Genomic DNA, 17,492 nt, shown 5'->3' on the forward strand with positions numbered 1-17,492 from the left:
CGTGCGTCTGCCCCTCACCCCAACCCTCTCCCCGTAAGAACGGGGAGAGGGAGCGCTCCGGCCTTGCGGGGCGAGTTCGGGATCAAACTAGCCGGCTCTCATCTTCATCAATCAGGAGCGAGTAATGTCACTCACCCTCTACTATCATCCTCTCTCGTCGTTTTGCTGGAAGGTGCTGATTGCGCTGTACGAGAACGACGTTCCGTTCACGCCGAAGCTCGTCAAATTCGGCGATGCCGACGAGCGCGCCGCGTTCTTGAAACTGTGGCCTATCGGCAAGTTTCCGGTGCTGTATGACGAGCAGCTCCAGCGCATGATTCCGGAATCGAGCATCATCATCGAGTATCTCGACCAGCACCGCGCCGGGGCCACGCGCTTTATTCCTGAGGAGTCCGATCTGGCATTGCGGACACGCCTGCGCGACCGCTTTCTCGATCTCTACGTTCACATGCCGACGCAGGCGATCGTGTTCGACCGGCTGCGTCCGGCCGATGCGCGCGATCCATCCGGCGTCGCGGAGGCGCGGGCGCGGTTGCGCACCTCCTACACGATGCTCGAGGCCGAGCTGCCACCGGCCGGCTGGGCGATGGGCGATCGCTTCACTCTGGCCGATTGCGCGGCACTGCCGGCGCTGTTCTATGCCGACAAGGTGGAACCGCTCGACGACGGGCTGCGCACCGTGGGCGCCTATCTCGATCGCCTCAAGGCGCGGCCATCCGTCGCGCGCGTGCTGACCGAGGCGGAACCCTTCTTCCATCTGTTTCCACAGGAGCAGGGCTGAGCAGGCCGTCTCGCAAAATAATTGCGGGGCAGTGTCGGCGGGGCTGCGGTCCGATCGTCTTGCTGATGAGGGCGGACCTGGTCCGCCTGATGGCATCAGGAGAGTGACCATGCGGTTCATGGTGATCGTGAAGGCAACCAGGGACACGGAAGCCGGCGTCCTGCCGACCACGGAGGAATTCGCCGCGATGGGCCGGTTCAACGAGGGACTGGCCAAGGCCGGCATGATGGAGGCCGGCGAGGGTCTGCATCCGACCGCCAAGGGCGCGCGCATCGCGTTCTCGGAGGGAAAGCCGAGCGTCGCGCGCGGCCCGTTCGATTTCACGAGCGAGCTGGCCGCCGGTTTCTGGATGATCAAGGCCGGCTCGCTCGACGAAGTGATCGAGCACATGCAGCAGGCGCCGTTCCCGAGCGGTGAGATCGAGATCCGGCAGGTCTATGCGCCGGAGGATTTCGGCGAGTCGTTCACGTCCGAGCTGCGCGAGCGCGTTGAGCGGCTGCGTGCGCAGGCCGCAAAGAGCTGACGCAGGCAGCCTGGATCAGGAGAGGAGGATGCGATGCGATTCATGATGCTGATGATCCCGCTCGGCTATGAGAGCGCGCCGCCGGATGTGGCGCTCGATCCCGAGCGCGTGGCAGCGATGATGCGCTACAATGAGGCGCTGAAGGAGGCCGGCGTGCTGATCACGCTGGACGGGCTGCACCCGCCGTCGACGGGCGCCCGAGTGTCCTTTGCTGGCGGCAAGCCGGTGGTCACCGACGGCCCGTTTACCGAGGCCAAAGAGGTGCTCGGCGGCTATTGGATGATCGAGGTCGGCTCGCGCGACGAGGCGATCGCCTGGGCCAAGCAGTGCCCGGCCTCGGAGAATGAGATCATCGAGATCCGCCAGGTTCAGGAGATGGCGGACTTTTCCGACGAGGTGCAGCAGGCCGCGGCGGGGTTTTCCGACCTGCCGCATGCCGGCCGGGCCTGAGCAGTCCATTCACAGCAGGAGGGAAGTGCAATGAGCGACAACAGCAACACCTATCTCGCCGTCTTTCTCGGCAGCAGGACCAGCCCGGCCTGGCAGGCCTGGGAAGCGATGTCCGAGTCGGAACGCAATGCGAAAGGGCAGCAAGGCATGGCCGCCTGGCACGCCTGGGTCGACAAATACAAGGAGGCGATCGTCGCCATGGGCGGGCCGCTCGGCAAGACCAAGCGAGTCGACAAGAGCGGCGTCAACGACATCGCCAACGAGATGGGCGCGTTCACGGTGGTCCGCGCGGCCTCGCATGAAGACGCGGCGAAGATGTTCGTGAACCATCCGCACTTCACGATCTTCCCCGGCGAGCGTGTCGAGATCATGCCGGTGCTGCCCGTTCCAGGCGGCGGCTAGGTCGAGCGGGGCCGAGGGCGCGCGGCCGTTGCCGCGCGATCCTGTTGCGCGCCATTTTGCACGCCATTGATGGAGGAAGCCGCCGCCTGGCTCGGTGTCGGCCCCCTTCGCCTGCAACCGATGACGACGTCAATCGGGAAAGTGCTCGACATGGGTTTCGGCGGTGCGCCCGAAATAGACGACACGGCGGCCGAGGAACGACACCAGATATCCGGCGCAGCCGGCTGCCTTCGCCTTCGCGCAGAAGGCCGCGTAGGTGTAGTCGGCAGGATTGGACTGCGCCCACCGCACCAGCCGGTCGACCTCTTGGGCATCCAAGGCAGGTGCGATGCTCCCGGCCGACGGCGGCATCGCCAGCGTGACGTGGTCGGAGTCGGGCATATAGCAGGTCTGCGTGTTGGCGCGATAGTCGACGGTGTAGCTCTCGAAGCCGGCCGCGATCAGCCGGCCGACGATCTCGGGAAAGCTCAGGCTTGCATCATGCGCGGCCTCGACGCACGTCTGGGCAATCGAAATCCGGTCCGCGTCCATGTCGGTGTCCTTCCTTGTCGTTGGCTCGATGTCTCGTGGGTGGTCAGTCCACCGGCGTCGTCTTGAGGCCACGTCGTTCGGCGAGCGCCCGGAGGATGCGGTCGAGCGTGTCGTGCTCGTCCTTGCTCAGCACGCCGAAATAGGCAGCGTCATTGTCGTCGGCCAAAGTTGCCAGAACCGGCACCTTGACCTTGCCCTCGGCCGTCAAGGCGAGACGATGAGCGCGCTTGTCCTGCGGATTCTCGGTCCGCGCGATGAGGCCCTTTGTCAGGAGCCGGTCCGCGAGTTTGCTGATCGCGCCTTTGGTCATGCCCATCGCTTCGGCAAGAACGGACGGCGGCATCGGATCGTGATCGTACAGCGCCCGCATGAACGCCCACTCCGCGACCGTGACGCCCTGCGCTGCGACTTTCCGCGCGAATTCCTGCGACACGGCATTGGAGACCATCCGCAGCCAGAAACCGGTGTGATCGGCGAGGGAGGAGACTGCGCGCATGAGCGTCTTTCTAGTTGACCAGGAAACTAAATTAATTTGATTTCCTAGTCAACTAAAAATGGCCCAGGCGGATTTTTCCTAAACGAGGGTCTCGATCCCCGGGCCCGCGCGCTTCGGATGGCGAGCTTGCTCCACTGTTATTTGCAAACGCCGATGCGCCGAGGCGTTGTGGGCGCGACAGGCCGCCGTGCCCTAGCCATTCGTGGGGATGTCCGAAAAGTCGCTGGCTTCTGTTCACGTCGCTCATGTAAAAGCCCTTCACATGAGCTGGCGCAAGGAAGAGCGCCGCGCCGAGCGCGGCTATCATCACGGCAACCTCAAGGAGGCGCTGCTGCAGGCGGCGCTCGACCTGATCGCGCAGAAGGGCGCTGCCGGCTTCACCTTCGCCGATGCCGCGCGCATGGCCGGCGTCAGCCCGGCCGCGCCGTACCGCCACTTCCGCGATCGCGACGAATTGCTGTCCAGCATCGCCCAGCGCGGCTTCGAGCAGTTCGAATCGCAACTCTCGGCGGCCTGGGACGACGGCCGCCCCGACACGGTCACCGCGTTCGAGCGCGTCGGCAAGGCCTATCTCGGCTTCGCCCGCACCGAGCCGGCGTTCTATTCGGCGATGTTCGAATCCGGCGTTGCGGCGGACTCCACCGCCGGTCTGCTGGCTGCCGGAGAGCGCGCTTTCGGCGTGATCCGCGCTGCCGCCGAGCGGCTGGCCGCGCTGGCGCCGCCCGGCGTGCCGCGGCCGCCGGCGCTGATGATGGCACTGCACATCTGGTCGATGGCCCACGGCATCGCCTCGCTGTTTGCGCGCGGTGATGCGGCCCGGCGCAAGCTGCCGATGACGCCGGAGGAGCTGCTGGAGGCCGAGGTGCTGATCTATCTGCGCGGGCTCGGCTTCTCGACCGAGCGCCGGGCTGCGGCGCAGGGCTCCGCCGAGCCGCCGCCGCTGCCCGACGACGACAGACCGGCCGGGCCGTGGGGCCGGCCGAAATAAGGTTCAAAAGACAGCCAAAAATAATTCGAGCGACGCGTCAGGCGGTCGCCTTGACAAAATCACGGGTTGAGCTAGCTATGTAAATGTTATTTACATTCACACGGCATGGCGCCGCGAATGGAGAGGGAGATGGCCTACACCGCAGATGTCAATCGATGGCGCGGTTCGGAGGAGGAGCAGAGGTATCGGCCCCGCATGATGGAGTCGCCCTGGCATCCCGGCTGGATCGCGGTGACCGTGCTCGGCTTCATCATCTGGTGGCCGATCGGACTTGCCCTTCTCTTTTTCACACTCGGGAGCAGAAAGATGGCGTGCTGGAACGGCTCTGATCGCTGGCAAAACAAGATGGAACGGATGCAGTGGAAGATGGACCGCATGCGCGACCGGATGGAGCGCCGCGGCTTCGGTTTCGGCTTCTCCGCGCCGTCGTCGACCAGCGGCAACCGTGCCTTCGACGAGTACCGCATGGAGACCCTGCGGCGGCTCGAAGAGGAGCAGCAGGAGTTCCGGGACTTCCTGACCCGCCTGCGCCACGCCAAGGACAAGGAAGAGTTCGACGCGTTCATGGCTCAGCATAAGCCGCGTCCGACCCCGCCGACCGACCAGCCCTCGAGCTGATCGGCAACCGATCCTGACGCCGCAGGGCCCTGAGCCCCCGGTCTTGTGGCACGAGACGCCCGCTCGCGGTTCCCCCGCGGCGGGCGTTTTGCGTCTCCTAATACCGCCAACCTGCGGCGGGACGCCGCTGGCCGTTCGATCAGCGCAGGACGGGGGTTCTGCCAAAGGTCTGATCACAAAGGCTCTATCTGGCTGGCCCCGCTGTGGCTTTGACCTCCGTAGATCTCCGCGGTAACCCCGCCTTAACCCCGGAGGGGGTTTGGTTAAGGGGCGCTTACGCGCGCCACGAGCCCTTGTTTTGACACGTTGGCAGAGGATGCAGGCCGCTTATGGCTTCGGCGGGCCTCTTAAAGCGATCAGTTCAGGGTTTTCTCGCGTAGGCGCTTTCGCCGCGACGGCATCCGCCGTGGAACGGTGGATGCATGGTCCCGGCAATGTCCCGGGATGGTTGGTTGAGAGGATACTGCGGATGACTGGCGATGGTACCGGCCTGTCCCTGATCGATCTGTTCGGCAATGCCGGCTGGGTGGTGCGGATCATCATGCTCGGCCTGATCTCCTGCTCGATCTGGGTCTGGGCGATCGCGATCGACAAGATGTTCCTGTTTTCGCGCACCCGCCGCTCGATGGACCGCTTCGAGCAGGCGTTCTGGTCCGGCGAGTCGATCGAGGAGCTGTATCGGGTGCTGTCGGCAAAGCCGACGCAGTCGATGGCGGCCTGCTTCGTCGCGGCGATGCGCGAGTGGAAGCGCTCCTTCGAGGGCCATGCGCGGTCGTTCGCCGGCCTGCAGATGCGCATTGAAAAGGTGATGAACGTCTCGATCGCGCGCGAGATTGAGCGGCTGGAGCGCCGGCTCCTGGTGCTAGCGACGGTCGGCTCCGCCGGCCCCTTCGTCGGCCTGTTCGGCACCGTCTGGGGCATCATGACCAGCTTTCAGGCGATCGCGGCGTCGAAGAACACCTCGTTGGCGGTCGTCGCGCCGGGCATCGCGGAGGCGCTGTTCGCCACCGCGATCGGCCTGATCGCAGCCATTCCGGCGACGATTTTCTACAACAAGTTCACCTCCGAGGTGAACCGCCAGGCGCAGCGGCTTGAAGGCTTCGCGGATGAATTTTCGGCCATCCTGTCCCGTCAGATCGACGAGCGGGGATGAGGGCAGGTATAGTGGCGTCCGGATCGTGAGTACCAGAACATGGGCATGAGCACGGGAAGCGCCTCCGGCGGCGGTGGCCGCCGCGGTCGGCGCAAGGCGGCGGTGATGGCGGAAATCAACGTCACGCCGATGGTCGACGTCATGCTGGTGCTGCTGATCATCTTCATGGTCGCAGCACCCCTGCTGACGGTGAACATCCAGGTCGACCTGCCGCAGGCGCAGGGCGGCTCGGCCTCGACCGCTGACGCCAAGCCGCCGCTCGAAGTGACCGTGAAGAAGACCGGCGGCGGCTGCGCCTCCAAGGTCGACGTCTATCTCGGCGACTCTCCGATCGCGATCAACGAGCTCGGGCCGAAGATCAAGGCGATGAAAGATGCCGGCGCCGGTGGGCCCGACAATGTCGTCAAGATCCGCGGCGATCGCGATGCCTGCTATTCCGACATGATGAAGGTGCTGGGCCTCGCCCGCGACGCCGGCTATCGCGCCAGCATCGTGGTGCTGCCGGAACAGGGCTCATGACATCAGCAGACCTCATGCAGTTCATCCGGACGCGCAAGGGCACGGCTTTTTCCGTGGCCGCGCACGTGCTGGTGCTGTGCTGGAGTCTGTTCAGCTTCTCTGCGCGCCCTATGGTGCTTCCGGCGGAGGATCTGGTGCCGGTCGACGTCATCTCGGAGGACAACAGCTCGAAGGCGAAGGCCGGAGCTCTGACCGGCAGGAAGGAAGTCGCGAAGCTCCTGGCCGACAAGATCGGCGAGAAGAAGCCGACCGAGGACATCGTCGGCAAGGTTGATCCCAAGCCGGTCACCGAGACCGATGCCGCGCCGACGCCGCAGCCCAAGCCGGAGAAGCCCGTCGAGAAGAAGCCTGACCCGCCGAAGCCGGTCGAGAAGAAACCCGATCCGCCCAAGCCCGTGGCCGAGACCAAGCCGGAGCCGCCCAAGCCCGCGCCCGCCGAAAAGCCGAAGCCGGAGGAGAAGAAGCCCGACCCCTTCAATCCGGACCAGATCGCGAGCGTGCTGAACAAGGACAAGCCGAAGCAGCCGCCGAAGCCGCAGCAGACCGCCGCCGCGACGCCGGAACCGCCGAAGCACAAGAGCGAGCGCAAGTTCGACGCCGAGAAGATGTCGAGCCTTATCAATCAGAAGGATCCGACACGTCAGGCGGTGACGGGGACGGAGCTGAATGCGAACGCGGCACTGGGTACCGTGCGCGGCGCAGCGGCGGAGAATGCGGCGAGCTGGGTGGCGTTGTTCCAGCAGCAGGTCAATCGGTGCTGGAAGCCGCCTTATACGAGTGTCGACGCCAATCCCGTCGTCGCTTTCAATGTGAGGCTGCGTCGCGACGGCACGCTCGAGGGACCACCGGTCCCCGTCGGCGCGGCCGACACGCCGTTCCTGCGGGCGTATCGGGACAGCGCCCAGCGCGCGATCATTGCGTGCGCGCCATACAATCTGCCGCCGAAGTACTACGACGATTGGGGCTATTTCCAGCCTGTGTTCAACGAAGACGCACGGCGGACGTAACGAGGTCTATGGTTGTCCTCATGAAGCGAATTCACCACATGAACGATTCCTCTGAACTGCGTCGCTTGCTCATCTCGCCCACCAGGCGTGAGCTGATCGCGGGGGCGGTCGCCCTCGGCGCCGCAGCGATCGGTGCTCCGCGCTCTGTTCTGGCACAGACGCGGGTGCCGATCCCGGCTGGCGAATTCGCGCCGATCCCGATCGCGGTCCCGCCGTTCGTGCCGGGTGGCGCCGGCGATGCCGACGTCGCCAACGGCATTGCTCAGGTCATCAACAACAACCTCAAGCGCAGCGGTCTGTTCGCGCCGGTCGACCAGGCCGCGTTCCCCGAGCGCATCAGCAATTTCGATGCTCCGCCGCAGATCGCGAGCTGGCGGCCGCTCAACATCCAGGGGCTGGTCACCGGCCGCGCCACGCGGCAGCCGGACGGACGGCTGAAGGCTGAGTTCCGGCTCTGGGATGCGGTGTCCGGGCAGCAGCGCACCGGGCAGCAATATGTCACGGCGCCGGAATATTGGCGCCGCATCGCCCACATCATCTCGGACCAGATCTACACCGCGATGACCGGGGAGAAGGGCTATTTCGACAGCCGCGTCGTGTTCGTCGACGAGAGCGGTCCGGCCGATCGCCGGGTCAAGCGGCTGGCGCTGATGGACCAGGACGGCGCCAATGTCCGCTATCTGACCCGCGGCGCCGACCTCGTGCTGACGCCGCGGTTCTCGCCGTCGAGCCAGGAAATCACCTATATGGAGTTCGGGCAGGGCGACCCGAAGGTCTATCTGTTCAACATCGAGACCGGCCAGCGTGAGATCGTCGGCAATTTCCCGGGCATGTCGTTCTCGCCGCGCTTCTCGCCGGATGGCCAGCGCATCATCCTGAGCCTGCAGCAGGGCGGCAACTCCAATCTGTTCGTGATGGACCTGCGCTCGCGTACGACGACGCGGCTGACCGACACGCCGGCGATCGACACCTCGCCGTGCTACTCGCCGGACGGCAGCCAGATCTGCTTCGAGAGCGATCGCGGCGGCAAGCCGCAGATCTATGTGATGTCCGCCAATGGCGGCAACGCGCAGCGCATCTCGTTCGGCGAGGGCAGCTACTCGACACCGGTATGGTCGCCGCGCGGCGACTACATCGCCTTCACCAAGCAGGGCGGCGGCCAGTTCGCGATCGGCATCATGAAGACCGACGGCTCGGGCGAGCGCATCCTCACCTCCGGCTTCCACAATGAGGGCCCGACCTTCTCGCCCAACGGCCGCGTGCTGATGTTCTTCCGCGATCTCGGCGGCACCGGCGGTCCGTCGCTGTTTTCGATCGACGTGTCCGGCCGCAACGAGCTCAAGGTGCCGACGCCCGGCTACGCCTCTGACCCCGCCTGGTCGCCGCTCCTGTCGTGACGAAAGCGGGCGTGGCTGACGGCTCGCCCGCGGTGCTTCTGCGTTGTCATCTGATCACAGACCGGATCTGCAGATTACACAGGTGCAAAGGTGCATGGATGCTGACGCGCCGGCATGTCGTGACCGTCCTCGGAGCGCTTGCGATGCAGCCGGCTGCGACCGGCAGATCGCCGGCGCAGAGCGCTTTGCGGATCCAGCCGGTGCTGCAAGATCCCGCGTCGATTCTGTTGGCCGTGATTCCCTTTACGGGCGGACAGGCCGACGGTGGTCTCGCCTCCGGCCTGTCGCAGATCATCAGCGACGATCTCAACGGCAGCCGCCTCATCCAGTCGGTTGCTTCAGCCGCCTCGTTCGAACGCGTGATCGATTTCGACAGTCCGCCGCGCCCGGAGCGCCTGCGGGCTCTGCATGCGGATGCCATGGTGGTCGGACGGGCCATCCGCCATGACGATGGGCGCGTCGAGGTTGCCTTCAGATTGTACGACGTGGCCTCCGGTCACCAGCGCATCGGACAGCGCTACGTCGCGCCACCCGATCACTGGCGCCGCATCGCGCACATCATCTCGGACCAGATCTATGGATGCCTGGTGGGGGACAGCAAAGGCTATTTCGACAGCCGGGTCGCCTACATCGAAGGCGAGGGCGCGGGGCACCGGCCTGGGCGACTCGCGCTGATGGATCGTGACGGCGCCAACATGCGCTATCTGACTGCCGGGGCGGCGGCGATGCGGCCGCGCTTTTCCTCGGCCGGCCACGAGATCTGCTACGTCGACACGGACGGCGGCGCACCCCGCCTGCTGCTGCTCAACATTGCGAGCGGCCAAGGCGAGATCCTCGGCAAGCTGCCAGGCCTGGTGAAGTCGGCGCCGAGCTTCGCACCGGATGATAAGCGGATCGCCATCGGCATCGAGCAGGGAGATCACGGAAACCTGTTCGCGGTCGACCTCGACACCAAGAGCATCACACGGCTCACCGACACGCCGGCGATCGACACCTCGCCGTGCTACTCGCCGGACGGCAGCCAGATCTGCTTCGAAAGCGATCGCGGCGGCAAGCCGCAGATCTATGTGATGTCGGCCAATGGCGGCAACGCGCAGCGCATCACGTTCGGCGAGGGCAGCTACTCGACACCGGTTTGGTCGCCGCGCGGCGACACCATCGCCTTCACCAAGCAGGGCGGCGGCCAGTTCGCGATCGGCATCATGAAGACCGACGGCTCGGGCGAGCGCATCCTCGCCTCCGGCTTCCACAATGAGGGCCCGACCTTCTCGCCCAACGGCCGCGTGCTGATGTTCTTCCGCGATCTCGGCGGCACCGGTGGTCCGTCGCTGTTTTCGATCGACGTGTCCGGCCGCAATGAGCTCAAAGTGCCGACGCCCGGCTACGCCTCGGACCCCGCCTGGTCGCCGCTGTTGTCGTGACGACAGCGGGCCCGCCGTGGCCCGCTCACGCCGTGGTGGACGCGATTGTTCGATTCACGTCATACGTGCCGTTGAAAAAATTGGAACCGCTCGTTGCAGCAACTGGGTAGTGTTTGCCTAGTTTGCTGAATTCTCGGCGTTTTTTGCGTGTGTTCGCGATGCGGCAACGCTCCGCTAACGATGTTCCCTCAGAAAGACTTCATCTGCGAACGGTAATGTTTGCGCACCGAACAGAACGCGTGCGTCCGAATGCAGCTTGCCAGTCAGAACCGAGAAGACGATCGAAAGTTGTCGCCCGCCATCCAGGCGGCGCTCGTCGACTCCCTCTTCCAGGATCCCGGCCCGATGTTTGCCGGCGCGCTCTGCGCCGCCGTCGCGGCCGTCATGACCGCCATCAAGAGCGGCGATGCCAATTTGTGGCCATGCGCGGTCATGCTCATCATCGCCGGCGGGCTTCGCTCGCTCGATATGCGCTACTACCGGCAACTCTGTGACAGCGGCCGGCTGACGCAGGAAGCGGTCGCGCGCTGGGAGATCCGCTATCAGATCGGCGCGATGCTGTACGCGCTCGTGCTCGGCGTCTGGTGCGTCGTCGCCGTGGCTGACAACAGCGACCCGGTCGTGCACCTCATCGCGCTCGCGGTCACGCTCTGCTACATGTCGGCGGGCGCCGGCCGGACCTATGGCCGGCCATGGATCTTCCACGTTCAGATCCTGCTCGCCTGTGGACCGCTCGCCATCGCGCTCGCGCTGCAAGGCAGTCCCTACTACATGGGGATGGCGGCGTTCTGCGTGCTGTTCTTTCTGTCGCTCAAGCACATCTCGGCGAACCTGCAGCGGATCTTCGTCCAGGCCTTCGTCGCCCGCGAGGGCGAGGCTGCGCTGGCCAAGCAGTTCGACACCGCGCTCAACAACATGCCGCACGGCCTGTGCATGTTCCGTCCGGACGGACGCCTCGCGGTCATGAACCACCGCTTCGGCGAGATGATGGGCCTGCCGGACGACATCCTGCAGCGCGGCGGCAAGGCCGCCGATATCATCAACGCCTGCGTCATCTCCGGCGTGATCTCCGCCTCGAGCGGCAGGATGATCCTGTCCGAGATCGAGAACACCAAGACGCACAACATCATCACCAGCGATCCCGACATCGTGCGCGACCGCTCGCTGTCGTGGACCTTCCAGCCGATGGCCGATGGCGGCGCGGTGGTGCTGCTCGAGGACATCACCGAGCGTCAGCACGCCGAGGCCAGGATCTCGCATCTCGCCCGCTACGACGAGCTCACGACCCTGCCGAACCGCGTCAGCTTCCGCGACGAGATCGAGCGTCTGCTCAAGATCCCGCAGCGTCATGGCGAGCTGTCGGCGCTGCTGTTCGTCGATCTCGACCGCTTCAAGCAGGTCAACGATACGCTCGGTCATCCCTGCGGCGACCAGTTGCTGTGTGCGGTGTCGGAGCGGCTGCGCGACATGCTGCGCCCGGAGGATTTCGTCGCCCGCTTCGGCGGCGACGAGTTCGTCGTGTTCCAGCGCAACATCCGCTCCAACGACGACGCCGCGGTGCTGGCGCGCCGCATCGTCGATCAGCTGAGCGAGCGCTACAAGATCGACAATCATCTCGTGGAGATCGGCGCCAGCGTCGGCATCGCCATGACCGCGCCGGGGATCAGCGCCGACACGCTGCTCAAGAACGCCGACATGGCGCTCTACCGTGCCAAGGCCGAGGGCCGCGGCACGTTCTGCTTCTTCCGCGATGAGCTCGCCCAGACCGTCGAAGCGCGCCGCATCCTCGAGCTCGACCTGCGCAAGGCGCTGGCCAATGAGGAGTTCGAGCTGTTCTATCAGCCGCTGGTCAACCTGAAGTCCGGCAAGATCTCGACCTGCGAGGCGCTGCTGCGCTGGAATCATCCGGTGCGCGGCACGGTCTCGCCTGTCGACATCATCCCGGTCGCCGAAGACATGGGCCTGATCGTCGACCTCGGACGCTGGATCCTGCGCAAGGCGTGCCTGGAATGCATGAAGTGGCCGGAGGCGGTGAGCGTCGCCGTCAACTTCTCGCCGCAGCAGTTCCACCAGCGCGACGTGCTCAGCGAGGTGCGCTACGCGCTCGAAGTCTCGGGCCTGCCGCCGCACCGCCTGGAGATCGAGATCACCGAATCCTCGCTGTTGCGCAACACGCAGTTGACCCATGACGTGCTGTCGCAACTTCATATGCTCGGCGTGCGGATCTCGCTCGACGATTTCGGCACCGGCTATTCGAGCCTCAGCTATCTGCACAACTTCCCGCTGGAAAAGGTCAAGATCGACCGCTCCTTCCTCGAAGGCATCGACAGCGACCGGCCTTTGACCCTGCTGCGCGGCGTCGCCCGGCTGTCGGCCGATCTCGGCATGTCGGTCGTGGTCGAGGGCATCGAGACCAACGAGCAGCTCGAGCTGGTCAGTGTCGACGGTACCGTCACCGAGGCGCAGGGCTATCTGTTCAGCCGTCCGGTGCCCGCGGTGCGTATCCGCCAGCTGCTCAATGCCTCCCACGGGCGCCGATCGACCGAAGAGCCGATCGCAGCCCTCGTGGCCACGCGCTCGATCGCCTGATCGGCGCGCCTCAGCCGGGCATTTGCCGCGTCTGCCCCGCGCATCAGCGCAGGTCCCGGCGCGGAACCATTGTTACGACGGCAACGCGATCCTCCAGCGAGGCCCCCCGCGAGCCCCGGACGCCGATTCCCGTCGCCTCAACGCTGTCCAACGGACACCGGTCGCGACCAGCGCGTCACGAACCGCCAGCGCGCGGCGCTTTGAAAGTCCATGATTGTCATCCGCGTCGCCGACGCTGCCGGCGCTCGCGCGTGCTGTCCGCAGCCCGGGGCCCCTGCGCGCCGAGCATGGCGGCCATGTCACGAGCAGCAGGACAACCGCACGTCGTATCAGGCGAGGGCAGGGCGCGCGTATGCCACGCGCTTCAGTTTCGAATTGGTACGTAGCTGCTCCAAAGCGATCCGCTTGGCTTCTCTGCTCCCCTTGTAAGTTACGGTTGTGACACCGGGAATCTACGTGCCGTTAACTGTGTACCGGCGAAAGCTTTGCGCCGGAATTAACGCACTGTTAATCTCATAACTACGCGTAAGAGTTGTGAAAGGGATTGCGAATGAAGTCGGCGGCTAGAGTGACTGCCGTTGCTGATCAGAAGTCGGATGCACTCGACAATGTGGATTATCGGCTGGCTGTGACGGCTGAAGACAAGGACGAGATCTATCGGCTGCGCTACCGCGCCTATCTTCGCGAGGGCGCCATTCTCCCCTCCGCCAGCGAGCGCGTCACCGACGAATACGATGATCTTCCGAACAGCTTCATCTTCGGCGTCTACGTCGATGGCGAGCTTTACAGTTCGATCCGCATCAGCGTGCTGAATACGCAATGGCGCCGGTCGCTGTCGTCGGACATGTTCGCCGATCTGCTGCATCCCGAGCTCGATCGCGGCAAGGTCATGATCGATCCGACCCGGTTCGTGGCCGACTACGAAAAGGCCCGGCTGTTTCCGGCGCTTCCCTATGTGACGGTCAGGCTCGGCTACGTCGCCTGCGCCCATTTCAACGCCGACATCGGTCTCGCCAATGTCAGGCCGGAACATCGTGCCTTCTACAAGAGGGTGTTCCTGCAGGAGCCCTGGGGTGAGCCGCGGCTCTACTCGGGACTGACCAAGCCGGTCGGCCTCATGGCGGCGCATTATCCCAAGATCCGCGACCGCGTGTTCCAGCGCTTTCCGTTCATGCGCTCCAGCGCGTTCGAGCGGCGGATGCTGTTCGACCGGCCGGCGCCGGATGCGTTCACCGATTCGTTCAGGATCGAGCCAGTCGCCAAGGCTGGCTGATTCCAGGCTGGCTGATTCAACGCCGGCTGATCGCCGGCCACAATCGGCGTGAAAACGGCTGCCCGGCCGGTTCGATCTGCGACTTTGCCGCAAGATTCAGCGAAAAAGCGCCGTGGTCCAGGCGCGTGGCCGCTTGCCTTCACCCTGGCGCCACATTTACAACCCATTAACCATCAGGGCCGCTTTTTCGGGTTTCGTTAGCATTTGACGGGGTTCGGCAAGGCCTCATCAAGGTTGACGGAACGTTCGCTTAACCATCGCCCTGTAGACCGGATGGCAGTCTAAGAACGTGAGCGTGGAGGCTCCGGGAATGAAATATCACATGCGTATCCTCCAGGGATTGAAGTTGGCTGCCGTGCTCGCGGTTGCGCTGTCCATGGGCGCTTGCGCGAATAAGAGCCTGACCGACGCCAACGCCATGGCAGGTGGCGCGGCTTCTCCGGGCAGCCAGCAGGATTTCGTCGTGAACGTCGGAGATCGCGTCTTCTTCGAGAGCGACCAGACCGACCTCACGCCCCAGGCCATCGCCACGCTCGAGAAGCAGGCGCAGTGGCTGCAGAGCTATCCGCGCTACAGCTTCACGATCGAAGGTCATGCCGACGAGCGCGGCACCCGCGAATACAACATCGCCCTCGGCGCGCGCCGTGCGCAGTCGGTCCGCAACTTCCTGGTCTCGCGCGGCATCGATCAGGGCCGCATGCGCACGATCTCCTATGGCAAGGAACGGCCGGTCGCGGTCTGCAACGACATCTCCTGCTGGTCGCAGAACCGCCGCGCGGTCACTGTGCTGAACGCCAGTTCATAAAGCTGAACGAATGGGTTGCTGATGAAGCCGGCGTCGGTCACCGACGCCGGCTTCATCTTTTCGTCTTCGCTTGAACGTCATTTGTCGCTATTGCGGTTTTGCCGTACAGCCTCGCCACGAGGCTTTGATTTTCAACCTCTCGCCGATCCGGTCGTCAGGGCAGCATGTCGTTGATGTTTCTTTCCAGGAGCGCCGCCGCGCTTGTCGCAGCGCTCGTCGTTGTCTCGTTGCAGGGCTTCTCGACGCGGGCGCTGGCCCAGGTCGACGACGATCCGGAGATCCGGATTCAGCGGCTCGAGAACCAGCTCCGGCAGCTGACCGGCCAGAACGAAGAGCTGCAGTATCGCAATCGCCAGCTCGAGGAGCGGCTGCGGCAGCTGCAGAGCGCGGCGCCGGCCGTCGCTCCCGCCGCCCAGCCAGGCGTGGCGGCTCCGCCGCCGACCCCAAACGCTCCGTCCTATGGACAGCCTGCGCAGCCGGCCTATGGCCAGCCGCAATACGGCCAGCAGCAACAGCCGACCTATCCGCAGCAGCAGCCGGGCTATGTGCCGCCGCAGGCCGCGGCCCCCGTGCCGATCGTGCCGGAGCAGCAGCAGCAGCCGGCCGCCGGCGGGCGGACCCGCCGCGGCGACGCGTTCGATCCGAATCAGAATCCGACAGCACCCGGCGCACCGCAGGCGCTTGGCGGCGGCCAGCTGCCGATCCAGCCCGGCGCCGCTCAACCGGTCGCCAGGGCGGCCGATCCCGCCGGTCCGGCGGCGGGCCGTTATCCGCAGACCGCGGCTCCAGCCGCGCCCGGCGCGGCCGGGCTGGAGACCGCACCGCCGCGGCAGACGCCGCGCGACGAGTACGATCTCGGCATCGGCTACATGCAGCGCCGGGACTATGCGCTGGCCGAGCAGACCATGCGCAGCTTCACCCAGAAATATCCCAACGATCCGATGATCGGTGATGCGCAATACTGGCTCGGGGAAAGCTTCTACCAGCGCCAGCAATATCGCGACGCCGCCGAGATCTTCCTCAACGTGACGACCAAGCACGACAAGTCGTCGAAGGCTCCGGACGCGCTGCTGCGCCTTGGCCAGTCGCTCGCGGCCTTGAAGGAGAAAGAGGCGGCCTGCGCTGCGTTCGGCGAGGTGACCCGCAAATATCCTCGCGCCTCTGCCGGCGTGAAGGCAACCGTCGATCGCGAGCAGAAGCGGGTGAAGTGCTGATCGGGCGCCAGCGGGAGTAGGGCCCTCGCCTGCAATCGACAGGGCAGATAGGCTGCCGCGCCATGTCGAAGCCACGTTCCGAGGACGATCAGCCGATCTCTGCAGCCGAGGCCGAGCGCCTGTTGGCGCCGCTGTCGACGGTGCCAGCGCTCGTGCTCGCCGTGTCCGGCGGCCCCGATTCGATGGCGCTGATGTGGCTCGCGGCGCGGTGGCGCTCGGCCCTCGCGCAGGGGCCGGATCTCCTGGCGGTCACCGTCGATCATGGTCTGCGGCCCGACGCCGCCCGCGAAGCCCGCATGGTGAAGCAGGTCGCGCGCGAACTCGGCATTCGGCACCGGACCTTGCGCTGGACCGACGCGAAGCCGGCAACGGGGCTTCCCGAGGCGGCGCGCCTGGCCAGGTATCGCCTGCTGGCGCGCGCCGCGCGGCAGGCCGGCGCCAGCCATGTCGTCACCGCCCACACTTGCGACGATCAGGCCGAGACCGTCCTGATGCGGTTGTTGCGCGGCAGCGGCATCGTCGGGCTTGCGGCCATGGCGGCGGTGAGCGAGCGCGACGGGCTGCTGCTTGCCCGCCCGCTGCTGCCGCTTCCCAAGGCCCGCCTCGTCGCGACGCTTCGTTGCGCCGGAGTTCCCTGTGTCGACGATCCCACCAATCGCGATTCGACCTATACGCGGCCGCGCCTGCGCGCGCTGATGCCGGCGCTGGCCGCCGAGGGCGGCGACGCGCGGACGCTGGCGACGCTGGCCGGCCGCCTCGCTCGGGCCAATGCCGCCCTCGAGCTGATGGCGGACGGCGCCGAAAAATATCTCGCTTTGCGCCCGGCTGGCGCTGGGCGCGGCCGACCGGATCACGGCCAGACCTTCGAGCCGTGCGCCTTTGTCGCACTCCCGTCGGAAATCAGGCTGAGGCTGCTGATGCGGGCCATCAACCGGTTTGGAACCGAAGGACCCGTGGAACTCGGCAAGGCGGAGGCGCTGCTTGATCGCATGGACCGGACTCTTGCGGGGCTCCTGGATGGTGGTATGCCGACGCCGGGCAGGCTAAAACAGACCTTGGCTGGTGCGCTGGTAAGCATGACGAGCGAGGCCATCCGCATCACTCCGGCGCCGCCACGGCGACCACGCCGCAGTTGAGCGGGAGGCAGCCTTCGCGGACCCTTAACCACCTGCGTCGCCGGGGCTTTTCCAGCGCCTTTTTTTAAGCGGGAATCGGGCTAGTATGCGTTAAATAGTCCTGTCTGGTTCCCTTGGCATTGCTGCGAGTGGTACCTAGATTACGAGACGGTCGACCGGGGGATTCCCTCGTGGCTACCCAGGGATGAG

18 protein-coding genes are annotated in these 17,492 nt (G+C 65.5%); 16 read left to right on the forward strand and 2 right to left on the reverse strand.

Features of this window, described 5'->3' with window-relative positions:
• Positions 1–124 precede the first annotated feature (124 nt).
• The 4 genes from QQL87_RS18340 to QQL87_RS18355 all read left to right on the forward strand — a co-directional run bounded on the left by QQL87_RS18340 (position 125) and on the right by QQL87_RS18355 (position 2,156).
• Entirely contained in the window at positions 125–781 is a 657-nt protein-coding gene (locus tag QQL87_RS18340; protein ID WP_284420364.1) for a glutathione S-transferase family protein, read from the forward strand.
• Positions 782–890: 109 nt separating this feature from the next.
• The gene (locus QQL87_RS18345; RefSeq protein ID WP_284420363.1) at positions 891–1,304 is read left to right on the forward strand and encodes a YciI family protein; all 414 of its coding nucleotides are present in this window, start codon (positions 891–893) and stop codon (positions 1,302–1,304) included.
• 33 nt (positions 1,305–1,337) lie between these two features.
• Positions 1,338–1,754, forward strand: coding sequence for a YciI family protein (locus QQL87_RS18350; RefSeq protein ID WP_284420361.1), 417 nt, complete (start codon positions 1,338–1,340; stop codon positions 1,752–1,754).
• Between the two features lie 30 nt (positions 1,755–1,784).
• Positions 1,785–2,156, forward strand: coding sequence for a YciI family protein (locus QQL87_RS18355; RefSeq protein WP_284420360.1), 372 nt, complete (start codon positions 1,785–1,787; stop codon positions 2,154–2,156).
• Positions 2,157–2,285: 129 nt separating this feature from the next.
• On the opposite strand, the gene QQL87_RS18360 is transcribed toward QQL87_RS18355, so the two are convergent.
• A complete protein-coding gene (locus QQL87_RS18360; protein WP_284420359.1) occupies positions 2,286–2,687 on the reverse strand; it encodes a DUF1398 domain-containing protein in 402 nt (133 codons plus the stop codon).
• Positions 2,688–2,730: 43 nt separating this feature from the next.
• A complete protein-coding gene (locus QQL87_RS18365) occupies positions 2,731–3,183 on the reverse strand; it encodes a MarR family winged helix-turn-helix transcriptional regulator (RefSeq protein WP_284420357.1) in 453 nt (150 codons plus the stop codon).
• Positions 3,184–3,445: 262 nt separating this feature from the next.
• Here QQL87_RS18365 and QQL87_RS18370 point away from each other — a divergent pair, with 262 nt between their 5' ends.
• The 12 genes from QQL87_RS18370 (at position 3,446) to tilS (ending at position 17,303) form a co-directional block, all read left to right on the forward strand.
• On the forward strand, positions 3,446–4,171 hold the full coding sequence (locus tag QQL87_RS18370; RefSeq protein WP_284420356.1) for a TetR/AcrR family transcriptional regulator: 726 nt from the start codon (positions 3,446–3,448) through the stop codon (positions 4,169–4,171).
• Positions 4,172–4,300: 129 nt separating this feature from the next.
• The gene (locus tag QQL87_RS18375) at positions 4,301–4,789 is read left to right on the forward strand and encodes a DUF2852 domain-containing protein (protein ID WP_284420355.1); all 489 of its coding nucleotides are present in this window, start codon (positions 4,301–4,303) and stop codon (positions 4,787–4,789) included.
• Positions 4,790–5,258: 469 nt separating this feature from the next.
• Positions 5,259–5,942 carry a protein TolQ gene (gene tolQ / locus QQL87_RS18380; RefSeq protein ID WP_284420354.1) on the forward strand — a complete coding sequence of 228 codons (684 nt, stop codon included), beginning with the start codon at positions 5,259–5,261 and terminating at the stop codon, positions 5,940–5,942.
• A gap of 39 nt (positions 5,943–5,981) precedes the next feature.
• Positions 5,982–6,461, forward strand: coding sequence for an ExbD/TolR family protein (locus QQL87_RS18385; RefSeq protein ID WP_284420353.1), 480 nt, complete (start codon positions 5,982–5,984; stop codon positions 6,459–6,461).
• Positions 6,458–7,468, forward strand: a complete 1,011-nt coding sequence (gene tolA / locus QQL87_RS18390; protein ID WP_284420352.1) for a cell envelope integrity protein TolA — start codon at positions 6,458–6,460, stop codon at positions 7,466–7,468. Before QQL87_RS18385 ends, tolA begins: the two co-directional genes overlap by 4 nt.
• A 38-nt stretch (positions 7,469–7,506) precedes the next feature.
• Positions 7,507–8,865, forward strand: a complete 1,359-nt coding sequence (gene tolB / locus QQL87_RS18395; protein WP_284420351.1) for a Tol-Pal system beta propeller repeat protein TolB — start codon at positions 7,507–7,509, stop codon at positions 8,863–8,865.
• 98 nt (positions 8,866–8,963) lie between these two features.
• The gene (gene tolB / locus QQL87_RS18400) at positions 8,964–10,286 is read left to right on the forward strand and encodes a Tol-Pal system beta propeller repeat protein TolB (protein WP_502871190.1); all 1,323 of its coding nucleotides are present in this window, start codon (positions 8,964–8,966) and stop codon (positions 10,284–10,286) included.
• A 249-nt stretch (positions 10,287–10,535) separates the two neighbouring features.
• Positions 10,536–12,875, forward strand: coding sequence for a putative bifunctional diguanylate cyclase/phosphodiesterase (locus QQL87_RS18405; RefSeq protein WP_284420350.1), 2,340 nt, complete (start codon positions 10,536–10,538; stop codon positions 12,873–12,875).
• A 550-nt stretch (positions 12,876–13,425) separates the two neighbouring features.
• Complete coding sequence (locus QQL87_RS18410; protein WP_284420349.1) at positions 13,426–14,148, forward strand: N-acyl amino acid synthase FeeM domain-containing protein; 723 nt, start codon at positions 13,426–13,428, stop codon at positions 14,146–14,148.
• 310 nt (positions 14,149–14,458) lie between these two features.
• Complete coding sequence (pal, locus tag QQL87_RS18415; protein WP_284420348.1) at positions 14,459–14,953, forward strand: peptidoglycan-associated lipoprotein Pal; 495 nt, start codon at positions 14,459–14,461, stop codon at positions 14,951–14,953.
• Between the two features lie 173 nt (positions 14,954–15,126).
• Positions 15,127–16,167: a tol-pal system protein YbgF gene (gene ybgF / locus QQL87_RS18420; RefSeq protein ID WP_284420347.1), complete on the forward strand. Its 1,041-nt coding sequence runs from the start codon at positions 15,127–15,129 to the stop codon at positions 16,165–16,167.
• A gap of 62 nt (positions 16,168–16,229) precedes the next feature.
• Positions 16,230–17,303, forward strand: a complete 1,074-nt coding sequence (tilS, locus tag QQL87_RS18425) for a tRNA lysidine(34) synthetase TilS (RefSeq protein WP_284420346.1) — start codon at positions 16,230–16,232, stop codon at positions 17,301–17,303.
• Positions 17,304–17,492: the final 189 nt, after the last annotated feature.

It is taken from the genome of Bradyrhizobium sp. SSBR45G (assembly GCF_030159255.1).
Taxonomy (GTDB): Bacteria; Pseudomonadota; Alphaproteobacteria; order Rhizobiales; family Xanthobacteraceae; genus Bradyrhizobium.